This window comes from Shinella sp. G-2, from assembly GCF_050172695.1.
Lineage (GTDB): Bacteria > Pseudomonadota > Alphaproteobacteria > Rhizobiales > Rhizobiaceae > Shinella.
This window is the reverse complement of the sequence record NZ_JBBEYH010000002.1, coordinates 490,025-506,460: the sequence shown is the minus strand read 5'-3', so window position 1 is coordinate 506,460 and position 16,436 is coordinate 490,025. Positions and strand designations below refer to the sequence as shown.

The following is a 16,436-nucleotide window of genomic DNA, read 5'->3' as shown; positions in this document are numbered from 1 at the left end:
ACGTCGCTTTCTCAAGGGATATAAAGATTCCTTTATGTCTATTGACGGCGGCCTCTTCGCGGGTCATGGTGCCGCCATCGTGGTTCTGCGGATTTTACGATCCGGAGCTAAGAGGGAATACGGTGATGGCGCCCTGTGCGCCCATGCCGGAGCTGCCCCCGCAACTGTAGGCGGAGAGCCCTGTCCAACATGTCACTGAGGAAGACGCCTCGGGAAGACGGACAGCGGTGATGACCCGCAAGCCAGGAGACCTGCCGCGATAGATAACGTCCACGGGCGGGGTGTCCGGTGTGCCGCTTTGCGCCCGGAATCCCGCATCCGCGCGCCGATGCGTCAGCCAATGCCTTGCCCACAACCTTCGGGGTAAGGAAATGACCATCAAGACTGCAAATCTCGGCTTCCCAAGGATAGGAAGACACCGCGAACTGAAATTCGCGCTTGAATCCTACTGGTCGGGCAAGTCCGACCGCGGCGTACTGCTTGAAACCGCTGCCAGGCTTCGTGCCGGCGCCTGGCTGGAACAGAAGGCCAGGGGGATCGGCGTCATCCCGTCGAATGACTTCTCCCTCTACGATCATGTGCTCGACACGGCCGTCATGGTGGGGGCCATCCCGCCGGTCTATGGCTGGCGCGCAGGCGCGGTCGATCTCGACGTCTATTTCGCCATGGCGCGTGGATCGAACGGTGGCCATGCCGCCTGCGGCCATGCCCATCAGGGCGACGGCGTGCCGGCGCTCGAAATGACCAAATGGTTCGATACGAACTATCACTATCTCGTGCCCGAGTTCGAGAAGGAGCAGAGCTTCGAATTGACCAAGAACACGCCTCTGGAAGCCTTTCTGGAGGCGCGGGCGCTCGGGGTGGAGACGCGTCCGGTTCTGCTCGGCCCCGTGACGTTCCTGAAGCTCGGCAAATCGCGCGACGGCTCGAGCTCGCTGCGACTGCTGGAACGGCTGCTGCCGGTCTATGCGAGGATCCTCGCCGAGCTGTCGAATGCGGGCGCGCAATGGGTTCAAATCGACGAGCCCTGCCTGGTTCTGGACCTGACCGGCGAGGAGCGGCAGGCGCTCGTCCGTACCTATGCCGCGTTCGCTACCCTCATCCCCGATCTCAGGATCATGCTGGCAAGCTATTTCGGCGCCCTCGGCGACAATCTCGACACGGCCCTTGCATTGCCGGTTGCCGGGCTTCACGTCGATCTCGTGCGCGCGCCGGAACAGGCGGGCGACGTGATTGCCAGGGTCGCGCCCGGCCAGACGCTCTCGCTGGGGCTGATCGACGGTCGCAATATCTGGCGGAGCAATCTTGCGAAGGTGAAGGAGACGATCGCCGCGGCCGTCGCGGGCAGGGCGCGCGACACCCTCCAGATCGCACCGTCCTGCTCGCTTCTTCACGTGCCGGTCGACGTGGCGCTGGAGACCGCGCTCGACGACGAGCTCAAGTCCTGGCTGTCGTTCGCCGTCCAGAAACTCGATGAACTCGCGCTGCTTTCCGCAGCGCTGGAGGACGATGAAGGGGCCGGTCTTCCCGCACTGGAGGCGAACGCCGTGGCGGCGCAGGCTCGGCTGACGTCGGTCCGGGTCCACGATCCGATCGTTGCGGGCCGCCTTGCCGAATTCGAAGGCAAGGTGCCGGCGCGGGCTTCGACCTTCCGGCACAGGCAGGATGCGCAGCGCCGGCGCTTCGACCTGCCGTTGTTTCCGACGACCACGATCGGCTCCTTCCCGCAGACCGCCGAGGTCCGCAAGGCGCGGTCCATGCATGACAGGGGCGAGTTGAGCTATATCGACTACAAGGCGTTCCTGGAGCGCGAGACCGTGGCGGTCGTGCGCTGGCAGGAGGAGATCGGGCTCGACGTTCTCGTGCATGGCGAGTTCGAGCGCAACGACATGGTGCAGTATTTCGGCGAGCAGCTTTCAGGCTTCGCCTTCACCCGGCATGCCTGGGTGCAGAGCTACGGCTCGCGCTACGTCCGGCCGCCCATCATCTACGGCGACGTCGCACGCCCGAACCCGATGACGATCGGCTGGTGGGACTATGCGCAGTCGCTGACGCAAAGGCCGATGAAGGGCATGCTCACCGGCCCCGTCACGATCCTGAACTGGTCCTTCGTGCGCGACGACCTGCCGCGCGAGACGGTGTGCCGCCAGATCGCGCTGGCGATCCGCGACGAAGTGCTCGACCTGGAGCGCGCGGGCGCCGCCATCATCCAGATCGACGAGGCGGCGCTACGGGAAGGGCTGCCGCTTCGCCGGAGGGACTGGCAGCACTACCTGGACTGGGCGGTCGAAGCCTTCCGCCTGTGCTCGACCGGCGTTGCGGACGAAACCCAGATTCACACGCATATGTGCTATTCGGAGTTCAACGACATCATGCCCGCGATCGCGGCGATGGACGCGGATGTCATCTCGATCGAGACATCCCGGTCGAAGATGGAGCTTTTGCAGGCTTTCGCCGTGCAGCGCTACCCGAACGAGATCGGGCCCGGTGTCTATGACATCCACTCGCCGCGCGTTCCCGGCGTCGACGAAATGAAGACCCTGCTCGATCTTGCCCGCGAACGCCTGCTGGACGACCAGCTCTGGGTGAACCCCGATTGCGGCCTGAAGACCCGCACGTGGGAGGACGTGAAGCCGGCGCTGATCCATATGGTCGAGGCGGCGCGGAAGCTGCGGCAGGAGGTGCCGAGCGGCAAGCCGCGCCCGGTGCAGGCATGAAGCGCGAGCGCGCATCGCAAGGGGAGCCGGCCGAAGGGCCGGCTCCCACGTCCCTCGTCGATATCGTCTTTCCCGGCGACACCAATCACCACGGCACGCTTTTCGGCGGGGCGGGACTTGCCTTCATGGACAGGGTCGCCTTCATCGCGGCGACACGCCATGGCCGGGTGCCATTCGTTACGGCGTCCTGTGAACGCGTGGAATTCAGGAAGCCGGCGCATGTCGGCGAGATCGTCGCGTTTGTCGCGACGCCAGTCCTGGCCGGAAAGCGGTCGCTGACCGTCGAAGTCGAGATGATCGCCCAGACGATCGACGGGACCGCCCGGACGTGTTGCACGCGCGGGGTCTTCCACATGGTGGCGGTGGGGTGCGAACGAAGAGGGCCCGACTGGCGCCTCGAACGCCTTCCGGCCTCTCACGCGCCTCCTCCGGCAGATGAAGTCCGGATGGTGGACATCGTCTTTGCAGACCAGACGAACGGTTCCGGCAAAATGTTTGGCGGCGATGCGCTGGCCTTCATGACGAAGGCTGCATTCGTGGCCGCCGCCCGCCTGTCGAAGACGCCATGCGTCCTGGCCGCCTCCGAGCGGATCGACTTTCGCCTCCCGATTGCCCTGGGCTCCATCGTCGAGGTCATCGCGCGGGTGTGCGGGATCGGCAGGACCTCGATGCGCATCGACGTCGAACTGTGGTCCGAGGACCTGCTCACCGGCGCCCGCAACAGGAGCGCGAAAGGCGTGTTCGTGATGGTCGCCGTGGATCGCGACCATCGGCCCGTGAAACTTATCCCCGACGATAATGCCGGATCGAAGCCATAGAGGTTGACTGATTTTGGCGTTCGTCTACCATATCTAGTGTTCGAGGTTCTTTCGATTCGAGAGCATCGAAGGCTAAGATGGGAATTCGGTCGGCGGACATGATGATCGCCAAGCCGGAGCTGCCCCCGCAACTGTGAACGGAGAGTGCCGTTCGATTTGGTCACTGGATGAACATCCGGGAAGGCCGAACGAGCACGATGACCCGTGAGCCAGGAGACCTGCCTCGAACGAAACGTCCACCGGCGGGGTGTCCGGCAGGAAAGCGATGTGCCGTGGCATGACGTCCGCGCGCCGCTTCCCGAAGCTCCCGCCTTAGCAACTTCGGGGTGAAGTCCATGTTCAGCTTTTTCGTCTGCGTCTGCGTGCGTAACGGGTCGGGGTCTCAAGGCCCGGCCTGACTGCGCTCAGACTGACTACGCCCAGACTGACTGCGCTCACATTCCGCCCCGGCAACGGCCGCCACCGGTTGGCCGAACCCTTCCGCATGCCAATCCATTTCACGAGGATATCCATGACCATTACCGTCTACAGCAAGCCCGCCTGCGTCCAGTGCACCGCAACGACGCGCGCGCTCGACCGCCAGGGCATCGACTATCAGCTCGTCGACGTATCCGAGGATGCCGACGCCTTCGCCCTGGTGCAGGGGCTCGGCTATCGCCAGGTTCCGGTCGTCATTGCCGGCGAGCGGCACTGGGCGGGCTTTCGCCCGGACATGATCAGCGCCCTCGCGTGAGGGCGGAGCATGAGCGCGGGGCGTGAGTGCGCTGGGATGGGCGATCTCGTCTATTTCTCCAGCCGCTCCGAGAACACGCATCGTTTCGTCGGCCGGCTCGAAAGACCGGCCATACGCATCCCCGTTGCGGCCGGGGAACTGCGGATCGAACGCCCCTATGTGCTGGTCGTACCCACCTATTGCGGCGATGGCGGCAAGGGGGCCGTGCCCAGGCAGGTGATCCGCTTTCTCAACGATGCGGGCAACCGCTCTCTCATCCGCGGCGTGATCGCCGCGGGCAACAGCAATTTCGGCGCGACCTTCGGGATCGCCGGCGACGTCATCTCCGCCAAGTGCCAGGTTCCCTACCTCTATCGGTTCGAACTGCTTGGCACCGACGAGGACGTCATCAACGTCAGGCACGGATTGGAACGATTTTGGACACGCTCACGCTAGAACGCCCGGCAAAGGCAGGAGAACCCGCGCTGGATTATCACGCATTGAACGCCATGCTGAACCTCTACGACGAGCAGGGAAACATCCAGCTCGACAAGGACCGGATGGCAGCCCGGCAGTACTTTCTCCAACACGTCAACCAGAACACGGTGTTCTTCCATAACCTGCGCGAGAAGCTCGATTACCTCGTGGACGAGGGTTATTACGAGCAGGCGGTGCTGGACCAATATGCCTTCAACTTCGTGCGCGACCTGTTCGACGCGGCCTACGCGCGAAAATTCCGCTTTCCGACGTTTCTCGGGGCCTTCAAGTACTACACCAGCTACACGCTGAAGACGTTCGACGGAAAACGCTACCTGGAGCGCTACGAGGACCGCGTCTGCATGGTGGCGCTGGCGCTGGCGCGCGGCGACGAGAACCTTGCCCGCGACCTTGTCGACGAGATCATCACCGGCCGTTTCCAGCCGGCGACGCCCACCTTCCTCAATGCCGGCAAGAAGCAGCGCGGCGAACTCGTGTCCTGCTTCCTGCTGCGCGTGGAGGACAACATGGAGAGCATCGGCCGCTCGATCAATTCGGCGCTGCAGCTCTCCAAGCGCGGCGGCGGCGTGGCTCTGTCGCTGACCAACATTCGCGAGGCCGGCGCGCCGATCAAGCACATCGAAAACCAGTCCTCGGGCATCATTCCCGTGATGAAACTGCTGGAGGATTCGTTCTCCTACGCCAACCAGCTCGGCGCGCGTCAGGGAGCGGGGGCGGTCTATCTGAACGCCCATCACCCTGATGTCATGCGCTTTCTCGACACCAAACGCGAAAACGCCGACGAGAAGATCAGGATCAAGACGCTTTCGCTCGGCATCGTCATTCCGGACATCACCTTCGAGCTGGCCCGGCACAACGAGGATATGTATCTGTTCTCGCCCTATGACATCGAACGCGTCTATGGCGTGCCGTTTACCGAAGTGTCGGTGACGGAGCGGTATCGGGAGATGGTCGCCGACAGCCGCATCGCCAAGAAGAAGATCAAGGCGCGCGAATTCTTCCAGGTGATTGCGGAAATCCAGTTCGAGAGCGGCTATCCCTACATCATGTTCGAAGACACGGTGAACCGCGCCAACCCGATCGCCGGCCGCGTCACCATGAGCAATCTTTGCTCGGAGATCCTGCAGGTCAGCGAGGCCAGCACCTTCAACGACGACCTCTCCTACAAGCATCTCGGCAAGGATATTTCCTGCAATCTCGGCTCGCTGAACATTGCCGCCGCGATGGATTCGGCCGATTTCGGCAAGACGATCGAGACGGCGATCCGGGCGCTGACGGCGGTTTCCGACATGAGCCACATTGCGTCGGTTCCCTCCGTCGCCAAGGGCAATGACGAAAGCCACGCCATCGGCCTCGGCCAGATGAACCTGCATGGCTATCTCGCCCGCGAGCGCATCTTCTACGGCTCCGACGAAGGCGTCGATTTCACCAATATCTATTTCTACACCGTGACCTATCACGCCATCCGCGCCTCGAACCGCATCGCCGTCGAGCGCGGCCAGAGCTTCAAGGGCTTCGAGAACTCGAAATATGCGTCCGGCGACTATTTCGACAAATACACCGAGGCCGAATGGTTGCCGGCGACGGCGCGCGTGGCGGACCTGTTCGAGACCGCCGGCATCCCGATCCCGACACGGGAGGACTGGCGGGACCTGAAGCAGGCCGTCATGCAGGATGGCCTCTATAATCAGAACCTGCAGGCCGTGCCGCCAACCGGCTCGATCTCCTACATCAATCACTCGACGTCCTCGATCCACCCGATCGTCTCGAAGATCGAAATCCGGAAAGAAGGCAAGATCGGCCGCGTCTACTACCCGGCCGCCTTCATGACCAACGACAATCTCGACTACTATCAGGATGCCTACGAGATCGGCCCGGAGAAGATCATCGACACCTATGCGGCGGCCACGCAGCATGTCGACCAGGGCCTGTCGCTGACACTGTTCTTCCGCGATACGGCAACCACCCGCGATATCAACCGGGCGCAGATCTACGCCTGGAAGAAGGGCATCAAGACCATCTACTACATCCGCCTTCGCCAGATGGCGCTGTCCGGCACGCAAGTGCAGGGCTGCGTGTCCTGCGCGCTGTGATCCGGGGAAAACGACGATGAACATTCAGGTCAAGGCCAAGGCCCCGAAGGCCGCTGCCGCCATCCGCGCCATCAACTGGAACCGCCTCGAGGACGACAAGGACCTCGAGGTCTGGAATCGGCTCACCGGAAATTTCTGGCTGCCGGAGAAGGTGCCGCTCTCCAACGACATCCCGTCCTGGGCGACGCTGAAGCCGGAGGAGCAGAAGCTGACCATCCGCATCTTCACGGGCCTGACGCTGCTCGACACGATCCAGAACGGCGTCGGTTCGGTCAGGCTGATGGAGGATTCCATCACGCCGCATGAGGAAGCGGTGCTCTCCAACATCTCCTTCATGGAGGCGGTGCATGCACGCTCCTATTCCTCGATCTTTTCGACCCTCTGCCTGACGCCGGACGTGGACGACGCCTATCGCTGGTCGGAGGAAAACGAGTTCCTGCAGAGGAAGTCGCATCTGATCATGGAGCAATATGCCTCCGGCGATCCGCTCCGGAAGAAGGTGGCCTCCGTCTTCCTCGAAAGCTTCCTGTTCTACTCGGGCTTCTACCTGCCCATGTACTGGTCCAGCCGCGCCAAGCTGACCAACACCGCCGACATGATCCGCCTGATCATCCGCGACGAGGCCGTGCACGGTTATTACATCGGCTACAAGTTCCAGCGCGCGGTGGAGCGCCTGAGCGCGGAAAAGCAGCAGGAGATCAAGGATTTCGCCTTCGATCTCCTGCTCGAACTCTACGACAATGAGGCCAGATACACCGAGGCGCTCTACGACGGCGTCGGCCTGACCGAGGACGTCAAGAAGTTCCTGCACTACAATGCCAACAAGGCGCTGATGAATCTCGGCTACGAGGCGCTCTTCCCGCCTGAGGCGTGCAAGGTCAATCCGGCCATTCTTTCGGCACTGTCGCCGAATGCGGACGAGAATCATGACTTCTTCTCCGGATCGGGGTCGTCCTATGTCATCGGCAAGGCGGTTGCCACCGAGGACGAGGACTGGGCCTTCTAGGAAGGCCAGGCCCGCTTGCTCCTGCCGTCCTTCGAGGGCGGCCTGGGCAGGCGGGCAATGGGGGAAAACATCGCGAATCCAACCATGGAGCGACACCTGTCCGCGCATCCGCCTTTGCGGGGAGCGTTTCAGCGCCGGCGCTGTCCCTTCACGAGAAGCGAAGTTGCCGGCGTTTGCCGTCGGAAGCGATATCCGTTGCGGTGAAGAGGCAGGAAGAGTCGCAAGCCTTCGGGCGCAAACCCGAACCGCGACTTCGAAAACTCGATGGGATCAATAAGGGGAACTGGCGGAGAAGAAGGGATTCGAACCCTCGATACCGTTTCCGGTATACTCCCTTAGCAGGGGAGCGCCTTCGACCACTCGGCCACCTCTCCGCTCGCGGTTTCACTATGCGGCAGAGCTTGAGATTGCAAGGCTTTTTTGACAGCGACCATGAAATGAAATGCCTTCCCGCATTTTCAGCGCCATTTTGCCGATCCGCCTGTGAATATCGCGAAGCCGGCAGGCGCGGCGGCGCGCGTCGCGGCGCGCCGGGCAGGGCGGCCCAGCCGATTCTCACGGCAGGGCAGGGCGACACAAACACGCTGTTGATATCGCGCCAAGCGACCGTCGATCTCGGTGGCCTTAAAAGAGATATTGCGCCTGGGCATGTGAAGGGCTGGTTCGCAATGATCCTGCACGATATGGAAACGTTGGTCTCATCTTCGAAGGCACGCCATGCGCATCCTCCTCGTTCTCGGCTCCCTGATTCTGGGAAGCGTCGCAGGCATCTATCTTTTCTCGTCGATCTGGCAAAACACGGCTCCGGAGAGCAGGATGGCGATGACCGTCGGAGGCGGCACGCCGGTTGTCTTCGGCGTTCTGACATATCTCGGGGTGAAGACCGCCGACGGCGACCGGCCAAGCCTCGGCAATGCGCGGACCTGGTTCGCTATCCTGGGCATAACGGCAGCGGCAGCCGGGCTGTTTGTCCTGTTGATCGTGGCTGCGGCCGTGGTGGCGCAGCGGGGCTGACACGTCTTCGCATTCCTCTGAACCGAGACGCCAGAAAGAGCCAAGGACCGCTCTGGCTCATACGCCTCGACCGCACCGATTGATCAAGACAGCCCCAACTGCCTTATGAGGTCCGCTGGGAGAAGGGCCGTTATTTTCGCCACGTCGGCCGCGTCCATGACAATCTCGCCCTCCGACCAGATATCGTATTCCATTTCGATGCGCAGGCCATTCCGTTCGAGCACGGCCCACGAATGATCGAGGCCACCGCCCATGTCGAGAGTCCATCCCTGATCTCTCAAGGCAAATATCACCGTTCGCCATAGATCGGCGGGTATTTGAAATCGATGGATCTGCTTGTTCACCGCAATCCGCTCAGACACGCAAAACATGGCAGCCGTATTTCGACATCCGAATGAAATAGGCTGCACCTCGGTTCGAGGCAACTCCAACGCAAGCAGGCCTGCATTGCACGTCTATACGACGCCGCAAACCAGGACGCAGAGCGGAGCCTAGTTCGGCGCCGCGCGCTCCAGCACGGGCACGCAGATGTCGAGATCGCCGGAGGCGAGGTGGGCGTAGCGCATGGTCATCTGCAGCGTCTGGTGGCCGAGCCAGGTCTGGACGCGGCGGATGTCGATGCCGCCCTGGACGAGCCGGGAGGCGCAGGTGTGGCGCAGGATATGGGGCACCACGTCCGGTTCCGAACCAAGGCCGACCTCGTCCTTGGCCTCGTTCCAGGCCGCGCGGAATTTCGCCTGGACGATGCCGCTGAACGGCCCGCGCCGTGTCCTGTCGCAGGCCTGGATGGCCGCCACCGCCCGCTCGGTGAGAGGGACGGAACGGCTCTTGCCGCTCTTCGTCAGCCAGAAGGTGACGCGCTCGCCATGGATATCCTGCCAGCGCAGGCCGGTGCCTTCGCCAAGGCGCGCGCCTGTGTCGATCAGGAAGATGCAGAAGCGGCCATAGAGCTCCGACTTCTCGAAGATGGCGGCGAAGAGCCGTGTCTCCTCGTCCGGTTCGAGGAAGCGGATCCGTCCTGCCTTCTCCTTCAGCCGCTTGAACTCCGGCAGGCTCTGCACGTCGCCCATCTTGTGGGCCTTGCGCAGCAGCTTGCTGAGCGCGGCCATCTTCCGGTTGATCGTCGCATTGCTGTTGTCGCGCTGGCGTAGCGCGGCGACCAGCGTGTCCAGCATGGCATCCGTAAAATGCGAGAACGGAGCGCCGAACAGGATCTCGTCGAGTTCGCCGATGAAGGAGGACACGTTGTATTTGTGCGAACCCGGTTCCCAGAGCACGTCGACATAACGCTCGAGGAGGGAACGGAGACTGGTACTCTGGGTTGTCTTTTCGCTTATTGTTGAAAGCTGATAATCAAGTTGATAAAAACTACTTATATGGGTGTGCTTCCACATGCTGAACCCCTGCCGCGCCTCGTTAGTCGCGCCTCGGTTGCATTAAATGGTTAAAAACTGCTGCTGTTCCAGCCCCTCAAAACAGCATGAACACGAAAACCCGGCACGATGGCCGGGTCCCCGCTATATTCGAAAAGCCTGTGTGGCTTAGAAGTTACGCTGCAGACGCAGGAAGCCCGTGGTGGAGCCGTCCGTCAGGTCGTTGTCGGTGTAGTTGACGGTTGCCTTGGCAGCCAGGCCTTCGGTGATGGCGTAGTCGACCGTCAGGCCAACGCGCCACTGGTCAACACCGGCAGCGAAGGCGACATCGCTCCAGTACTGGGCGCCGGGGGTGATCGTCAGCTTGTCCGTGGCCTTGAAGGCGTAGGAAGCAGCGACAGCCCATTCGGCTTCATTGTAGTAGGCGTTGTTGTCGGAAGCCCATACGCCAGCGAGCTGGAAGGTGCCCGGGCCGACTTCAGCCGAAAGCAGAGCGCGGATGGAGCCTTCTTCGACTTCGGTGTCGTACGAGCCGAGCAGGTCGATGGAAACGCCGCCGAGAGCAGCCGTTACGAGGCCGGTGACGCCGACGCCGTTCGGATGGGTCGTCTTGTTCTCGATTTCGTCGAGCGCTACGTGAGCCGAGAACGAACCAGCTTCATAGGTGTACGAGATCGAGTTGAAGAGCGCGCCGCCCTTGATGTCGTCGGTTTCGCCGTTCAGGCCCTTGTCCCACGGGCCGTAGTACTGACCGGCCTTGAAGCCGCCGAGCTGGATGTAGGCTTCGTCAACGTAGAAAGCCTGGACGCTGCTGTTGTCGAGGTCGCCTTCGATGGCGATGTAACCCGTCAGCGTGCCGTATTCCGTGTCAGACTTGGCGTCGAACGTCAGGTAGGCCTGCGAGCCGGCATCCCACGAGGAGTGGTTGTTGTCGACGATGTCGTGGATTTCGGCGTCGTCGCCGATCTTCACTTCAAAGCGAGCATAGCCACCGATCTTGAGGCAGGTTTCGGTGCCCGGGATGTAGAAGTAGCCGGTGCCGAATGCGTCGCAAACGCGAACGTATTCCATCGGCTCGGGCTCGGCAGCAACGATAGCGTCGGCGGCCTGTGCGCCGGAAACTGCTGCGAGAGCGGCAGCGGAGCCGATGAGAAGGCTCTTGATGTTCATTTCTGACCTCCAGTCAAAAAGCACCGGGCGTGCGTTTTCCAGGTGAAGGTCAACCTGTGGAAGGCCCTCTATATCCCTCTATATAGAGAGAAGGGGGGAATGAGGGGCTCGCGAGCGGGATGCGGGGAGGCTGATTCCATCCCGGGGAGGCGCGCGGCGCGACTCGGACGCCGAATCGAACGGTTTTGAGCGCGGCGATTCTCGCTTTCCAACCCGTCTTCGGCAGCTTCCAGGATGAACCCTTGCGCGAAAAAGCCCCGTTCTGCCACCGTGAGGGGCCGGGTTTGCCCCCTTCTCGCCGGGAATGTGGCAGCGGGACGGGGTGGCTAGGAGCCGCTAAGTGCCCGCTTCATAAGGTATTTTGTTAAGAATCTTTAAACTTTTAGCGATCCGCCCTGCCATTTTGTGTCCTTTGCGCAACAGCGCGGGGCGAAGGCTGGCCCAAACCCCACCTCCTTTCAGTTTGGAGATTGCTTACGGAAGCGCGTCTTGTATTTTCAGCGTCGGAAGCAGGGGCGGTTGATCGTCCGCTTCCTGAACTTGGGGATGGGGCAGGGAACGCTGTCCTTCAGCAAAAAACCCAGACCCGTTTGAAACTTTTTGACTGGAGGTCAGAAATGAACATCAAGAGCCTTCTCATCGGCTCCGCTGCCGCTCTCGCAGCAGTTTCCGGCGCACAGGCCGCCGACGCTATCGTTGCTGCCGAGCCCGAGCCGATGGAATACGTTCGCGTTTGCGACGCATTCGGCACCGGCTACTTCTACATCCCGGGCACCGAAACCTGCCTCAAGATCGGTGGTTTCGTTCGCTTCCAGGTTAACGTCGGCGAAGGCGCTGACTTCGAAGGCGTAAGCGGCCCGCACTCGTCCGATTGGGACGCCGGCACGATGGCTTACCTTTCGTTCGACGCCAAGTCTGACACGGAATACGGCACGCTGACGGCCTTCATCGGCCTCGAAGCCGACCTCGACGGCCCGTACGCTGGCGTATACGTCGACGAAGCCTACCTGCAGCTCGGCGGCTTCAAGGCCGGTAGCTACTACGGTCCGTGGGACAAGGGCCTGAACGGCGAAACCGACGACATCAAGGGCGGTTCGATCTTCAACTCGGTATCGTACACCTATGAAGGCGGCGCCTTCTCGGCTTACGTCTCCATCGACGAACTCGAGTACCGTCCGACGACCACCAAGCCGAACGGCGTTGGCGTCACCGGCCTCGTAACGGCTGCTCTCGGCGGCGTTTCCATCGACCTGCTCGGCTCGTACGACACCGAGCGCGAAGAAGGCTCCATCCGCGCTCTGCTTTCGGCTGACGTTGGTCCGGGCACCTTCCAGGTTGCTGGTGTATGGGCTTCCGACCAGAACGCCTACTACAACGAAGCTGAGTGGACGGTTGCTGCTTCCTACGCCTTCAAGGCCACGGAAAAGCTGACGATCACCCCCGGCGCTCAGTACTGGAGCGATGTCGCCTTCGTTCAGGGCGTCGACCAGTGGCGCGTTGGCCTGACGCTCGACTACGCAATCACCGAAGGTCTGGCTGCCAAGGCAACCGTCAACTACACCGACAACGACCTGACGGACGACTCCACGAGCGGCTTCCTCCGCCTGCAGCGCAACTTCTAATCTGAAGTTGAGCTAAAGATCGACCCGCAGTCTCTCACGAGACTGCGGGTTTTTCGTTTTGGGGATTTGAAAAATGCGCCGTCCGCCCGAAGAGGGGCGAGGATTGCCGCAGATCACCCAGAAAAGGATCGCCCAAAAAGGGTGACCCCAAAAGGACCAATCCGAAAGGGCCGTCTCAGAAGCGGTCCAGGAACGCCTTTATCCGCGGCAAGAGATCCTGAAGATGCAGGAGGGGCGCGTGGCCCTGGCCCTCGGCCGTCACGGTTTCGACCATCGGGCCACCGGCGGCCATGCGTGCCAGCGTCTCAGCCGAGAACAGCCGGGAATGCGCGCCGCGCACGACCAGCAGCGGCTTTTCCTTCAGAAGGTCGAATTGCGGCCAGAGCGTCGGCAGCGGTTTGTCGAAGTCGACGGCCTGTAGCTGGTCGGCGAGTTTCGGATCGTGGTCGGCAACGATCCTTCCATCCTTCCTCACATAGATGGCCTCGGCCATATCCAGCCAGTCGCCGCGCGTCAGCGCGGGGAAGGTCGGGCCGTGCAGGCGCTCCAGCCCGTCGGCGGCATCTTCGAAGGTCGCCGGCTCCGCGCGTTTTGCGAGATAGTCCCTGATGTCCCGGAGACCCGCCGCCTCGATCTCGGGGCCGATATCGTTGAGCACGGCGGCGGCGATGAGATCCGGCTGCATCGCGATCAGGATATGCAGGATCAGCCCGCCGCGCGACGTGCCGACAAAGATCGCGCGCGCGATCCCGAGCGCCGCGCAGGCGGCAATGACATCGCGGCACTCGATGGCGACGTTGTAATTCGCCGGGTTCTCGTCATGGGCCGAAAGCCCGCGGCCGCGATAATCCAGCGCGACGACGCGGCGCGGCATGGCGGGATCGCCGGAAACGGCTTCGGCAAAGGCGTGGAAGTCGCGTGCGTTACCGCTGAGGCCCGGCAGGCAGACGACGGGGAGGCGCGTTTCGCCGCCCGGGCCGGGATCGTAATCCCGCGCATGCAGGCGCAATCCGTCGGGGGTGGGAAAGAAACGGCTGGTGAATGTCGTCATGAGGAAGCCTGCCTGTGATTTGCAGCAGACTAAAGCATGCCGCGCGAAACTGTGCAGCGGTTTTGCGCTGGCGGCGGTCGAAAAACCTCGAAGAGGCGCACGGGCCTGGGAAAGTCGTCGCCGGCTTTGGCGACGGGCCGAACGGCGAGGCGGTGCCTGACTACCGCCCCGCGCTGAGGTCGTGCACGATATCGGCCTTCTGGCCGAGGCGCGTCTTGTAGACCTGATAGTTCTCCATCACGCGCTGCACATAGCCGCGGGTCTCGGAGAAGGGAATGCGCTCGATCCAGTCGACCACCTCGTCGATCGGCTTGCCGCGCGGGTCGCCATAACGGGCGATCCACTGCGGCACGCGGCGCGGGCCGGCATTGTAGGCGATGAAGGTCAGCACATAGGAGCCGCCGAATTCGTCGATCTGCTCGCCGAGATAATGCGCGCCGAGCGTCGCATTATAGGCGGCATCCGTCGTCAGTCGCTCCTTGGAATAGGCAAGGCCGTAGCGTTTGGCCACGCCCTGCGCCGTGCCGGGCATGAGCTGGAGCAGCCCCTGCGCATTGGCGGGCGACACGGCGGCCGGGTTGAAGGCGCTTTCCTGCCGGGCGATGGCATAGGCGAGCGCCTTGCCGGAACCGGAAATGTTGGCGCCGTCGGGGATCACGCCGATGGGGAAGGCGAGGGCCGCCACATCGATGCCCCGGCCGAAGGCGATCTTGCCGATCTGCAGCGAAAGCTGGTGATTGCCGCCCTTTTCCGCGTCCGCCGACAGGAGGGCGAGTTCGCCGGGGCTCATCAGTTCGCTGGCGAGTGCGCGATAGAGACTGTCTGCCCGCCAGCCATGGCCGGCGGCCTGCAGGCGGGCGATGGCCTGTACCGCCTCGCGCTGGTGGAAGCTTGTACGCTCCTGCGCCGTCGGCGTCGGATAGGCGACGTTCAGCGTCTTGCGGCCAAGCCGCGCCGCGGCAAGCTGGCCATAGAAGGTGCCGGGGAAATTCGCCGCCTTGGCGAAATAGTCCTTCGCCTCGCCGGGGCCGCCTTTTTCCGCCGCGCGGCCGAGCCAGTACCAGGCGCGGGAGACGGAGAGCGGGCGGTCGGAGGCCTGCAGGATGCGCTGGAAATGTTTCGCCGCCGTTTTGGCCTCGCCAAGGTCCCGCAGCGCATACCAGCCGGCATGGAATTCGGCCTCGACGATGTCCGCCGCGTCGTCCGCGCCATGGCGGGCGGCGACCCGGTAGGCGTCGCGGTAGTCGCCGAGATCGGCAAGGCCGCGGCTGACGATGCGCTGCTCGTTCCACCAGGCGCCGGGATTGACGAGGCGCGCGGCATCCTCCGGCATGCCGGCAAAGAGCTTGCCGGCGGCGCGATACTCTTCCTTGTTCCGCAGATTGCGGATGCGCAGATAGGTATAGGCCGGATCCTTCTGCCAGCTTGCATCCACCGCCTTGATGAGATCGCCGGCCGTCTTGCTCTTGCGGATCACGGCGGCCCAGGCGCGATAGAGCGACTGCGCCTTGCCGAGATCGCCGAAGCGCTGCGCCTGGTCGGCGCGGTCGCGGTAGAGCAGCATTTCCATGCGCGCCTTGTGATCGGCGACGGTGAGCAGCGTGCCGAATTCCGCGAGAACCTGGCTCTCGATATCCTTCGACAGCGTCTCCTTCTGCCAGAAGAAGCGCAGCGTTTCGGCGGCGCGCGCCGTCTCCCCGCTGGCGATGAGGGCCCGGCTCAGCACGATGGCGCCTTCCGCCGTTTCGGGGCGCGTCGTGCCGAAGGCGGCGAGCACGTCGGCGACCGGCGGGTTTTCCCGCGCCAGAGCCCGTTCCGAATGGCCGCGCAGCGCCTTGAGGCCCGGCCAGCCCTTGAGTTCGTTCTGGGCGGCGGCGATTTCCCAGGACGGCACGCCGCGCTGGCCGGAAACGGCAATCGCCCAGGTCAGGATATGGCGGTCGAGGCTGTCGGCGGGCAGGCGGTTGCGGGCCGCGATGGCGGCCGCCCCGTCGCGGTTGGAGAGCGCGTCGAGCCCTTCGCGCAGCTCCGCGCTCGTTTGCGGGAGGGCGTCGGCGCGCGGAATGGCATTGGTGATGACGTCGCGCGAGGGCATGTCGGCGGCAAAGCCGAGCGGCTTGACCGCGGGCACGGCGGCATTGTCCGCCTCGACGGGCGAAGAGTGAAGGGCAAGGCCGGCGACACCGGCAAGCAGCAGGGCGCAGAGGGCGAAACTGTTTGTCGAGATCATGCTACATCCCGGATGCCTGATGGCAGGCGGCGTGTCTGACCGTCACTTTCCGCCTGTTGCTTGACAAGAATTAACCCTTTGTTGCCTTAACGAAACCTTAACCGGAGCGCTCACTAAGCCGTGAGCGCCGCC

Annotated in this window: 13 protein-coding genes, 1 tRNA gene and 2 riboswitches; of the genes, 8 read left to right on the top strand and 6 right to left on the bottom strand. The window is 63.0% G+C overall.

Features of this window, described 5'->3' with window-relative positions; all coding sequences use genetic code 11:
• Positions 1-63 precede the first annotated feature (63 nt).
• A riboswitch (cobalamin riboswitch) is annotated at positions 64-273 on the top strand.
• A gap of 98 nt (positions 274-371) precedes the next feature.
• The 6 genes from metE to nrdF all read left to right on the top strand — a co-directional run bounded on the left by metE (position 372) and on the right by nrdF (position 7,844).
• Positions 372-2,717, top strand: coding sequence for a 5-methyltetrahydropteroyltriglutamate--homocysteine S-methyltransferase (gene metE, locus V8U06_RS06420; protein WP_427139953.1), 2,346 nt, complete (start codon positions 372-374; stop codon positions 2,715-2,717).
• Positions 2,714-3,535, top strand: a complete 822-nt coding sequence (locus V8U06_RS06415) for an acyl-CoA thioesterase (RefSeq protein WP_427139952.1) — start codon at positions 2,714-2,716, stop codon at positions 3,533-3,535. Before metE ends, V8U06_RS06415 begins: the two co-directional genes overlap by 4 nt.
• A gap of 26 nt (positions 3,536-3,561) precedes the next feature.
• Positions 3,562-3,775, top strand: a riboswitch (cobalamin riboswitch).
• A gap of 271 nt (positions 3,776-4,046) precedes the next feature.
• Positions 4,047-4,268, top strand: coding sequence for a glutaredoxin-like protein NrdH (nrdH, locus tag V8U06_RS06410; protein WP_427139951.1), 222 nt, complete (start codon positions 4,047-4,049; stop codon positions 4,266-4,268).
• Between the two features lie 36 nt (positions 4,269-4,304).
• The gene (gene nrdI, locus V8U06_RS06405; RefSeq protein ID WP_427139950.1) at positions 4,305-4,703 is read left to right on the top strand and encodes a class Ib ribonucleoside-diphosphate reductase assembly flavoprotein NrdI; all 399 of its coding nucleotides are present in this window, start codon (positions 4,305-4,307) and stop codon (positions 4,701-4,703) included.
• On the top strand, positions 4,685-6,838 hold the full coding sequence (gene nrdE, locus V8U06_RS06400) for a class 1b ribonucleoside-diphosphate reductase subunit alpha (protein WP_427139949.1): 2,154 nt from the start codon (positions 4,685-4,687) through the stop codon (positions 6,836-6,838). The genes nrdI and nrdE overlap by 19 nt, the downstream gene beginning before the upstream one ends.
• Before the next feature lie 16 nt (positions 6,839-6,854).
• A complete protein-coding gene (gene nrdF, locus V8U06_RS06395) occupies positions 6,855-7,844 on the top strand; it encodes a class 1b ribonucleoside-diphosphate reductase subunit beta (RefSeq protein ID WP_427139948.1) in 990 nt (329 codons plus the stop codon).
• A 284-nt stretch (positions 7,845-8,128) separates the two neighbouring features.
• Here nrdF and V8U06_RS06390 read toward each other — a convergent pair.
• Positions 8,129-8,218 (bottom strand) — tRNA-Ser (locus tag V8U06_RS06390).
• Between the two features lie 343 nt (positions 8,219-8,561).
• Between V8U06_RS06390 and V8U06_RS06385 the strand changes: the two genes are divergently transcribed.
• The gene (locus tag V8U06_RS06385; protein ID WP_427139947.1) at positions 8,562-8,858 is read left to right on the top strand and encodes a hypothetical protein; all 297 of its coding nucleotides are present in this window, start codon (positions 8,562-8,564) and stop codon (positions 8,856-8,858) included.
• Positions 8,859-8,941: 83 nt separating this feature from the next.
• Here V8U06_RS06385 and V8U06_RS06380 read toward each other — a convergent pair whose 3' ends face one another.
• From V8U06_RS06380 to V8U06_RS06370, 3 genes are all read right to left on the bottom strand, one after another.
• Positions 8,942-9,202, bottom strand: coding sequence for a hypothetical protein (locus V8U06_RS06380; RefSeq protein ID WP_427139946.1), 261 nt, complete (start codon positions 9,200-9,202; stop codon positions 8,942-8,944).
• A 147-nt stretch (positions 9,203-9,349) separates the two neighbouring features.
• Positions 9,350-10,252 (bottom strand): tyrosine-type recombinase/integrase, encoded by a 903-nt coding sequence (locus V8U06_RS06375; RefSeq protein ID WP_427139945.1) that lies wholly within the window; start codon positions 10,250-10,252, stop codon positions 9,350-9,352.
• Positions 10,253-10,399: 147 nt separating this feature from the next.
• Entirely contained in the window at positions 10,400-11,401 is a 1,002-nt protein-coding gene (locus V8U06_RS06370) for a porin (RefSeq protein ID WP_427139944.1), read from the bottom strand.
• Between the two features lie 617 nt (positions 11,402-12,018).
• On the opposite strand from V8U06_RS06370, the gene V8U06_RS06365 reads away from it, so the two are divergent.
• Positions 12,019-13,023 (top strand): porin, encoded by a 1,005-nt coding sequence (locus V8U06_RS06365; protein WP_427139943.1) that lies wholly within the window; start codon positions 12,019-12,021, stop codon positions 13,021-13,023.
• 175 nt (positions 13,024-13,198) lie between these two features.
• Here V8U06_RS06365 and V8U06_RS06360 read toward each other — a convergent pair whose 3' ends face one another.
• Positions 13,199-14,074 (bottom strand): alpha/beta fold hydrolase, encoded by an 876-nt coding sequence (locus V8U06_RS06360; RefSeq protein WP_427139942.1) that lies wholly within the window; start codon positions 14,072-14,074, stop codon positions 13,199-13,201.
• A 160-nt stretch (positions 14,075-14,234) separates the two neighbouring features.
• The gene (locus V8U06_RS06355) at positions 14,235-16,304 is read right to left on the bottom strand and encodes a transglycosylase SLT domain-containing protein (protein ID WP_427139941.1); all 2,070 of its coding nucleotides are present in this window, start codon (positions 16,302-16,304) and stop codon (positions 14,235-14,237) included.
• Between the last annotated feature and the right edge of the window lie 132 nt (positions 16,305-16,436).

Bases quoted from the DNA above. Each gene is read 5' to 3' on its own strand.
- V8U06_RS06375 (WP_427139945.1), bottom strand. From the start codon at position 10,252: ATGTGGAAGCACACCCATATAAGTAGTTTTTATCAACTTGATTATCAG.
- V8U06_RS06355 (WP_427139941.1), bottom strand. From the start codon at position 16,304: ATGATCTCGACAAACAGTTTCGCCCTCTGCGCCCTGCTGCTTGCCGGT.
- nrdH (WP_427139951.1), top strand. From the start codon at position 4,047: ATGACCATTACCGTCTACAGCAAGCCCGCCTGCGTCCAGTGCACCGCA.
- V8U06_RS06370 (WP_427139944.1), bottom strand. From the start codon at position 11,401: ATGAACATCAAGAGCCTTCTCATCGGCTCCGCTGCCGCTCTCGCAGCA.
- nrdI (WP_427139950.1), top strand. From the start codon at position 4,305: ATGGGCGATCTCGTCTATTTCTCCAGCCGCTCCGAGAACACGCATCGT.
- nrdF (WP_427139948.1), top strand. From the start codon at position 6,855: ATGAACATTCAGGTCAAGGCCAAGGCCCCGAAGGCCGCTGCCGCCATC.
- metE (WP_427139953.1), top strand. From the start codon at position 372: ATGACCATCAAGACTGCAAATCTCGGCTTCCCAAGGATAGGAAGACAC.
- V8U06_RS06360 (WP_427139942.1), bottom strand. From the start codon at position 14,074: ATGACGACATTCACCAGCCGTTTCTTTCCCACCCCCGACGGATTGCGC.
- V8U06_RS06415 (WP_427139952.1), top strand. From the start codon at position 2,714: ATGAAGCGCGAGCGCGCATCGCAAGGGGAGCCGGCCGAAGGGCCGGCT.
- V8U06_RS06365 (WP_427139943.1), top strand. From the start codon at position 12,019: ATGAACATCAAGAGCCTTCTCATCGGCTCCGCTGCCGCTCTCGCAGCA.
- V8U06_RS06385 (WP_427139947.1), top strand. From the start codon at position 8,562: ATGCGCATCCTCCTCGTTCTCGGCTCCCTGATTCTGGGAAGCGTCGCA.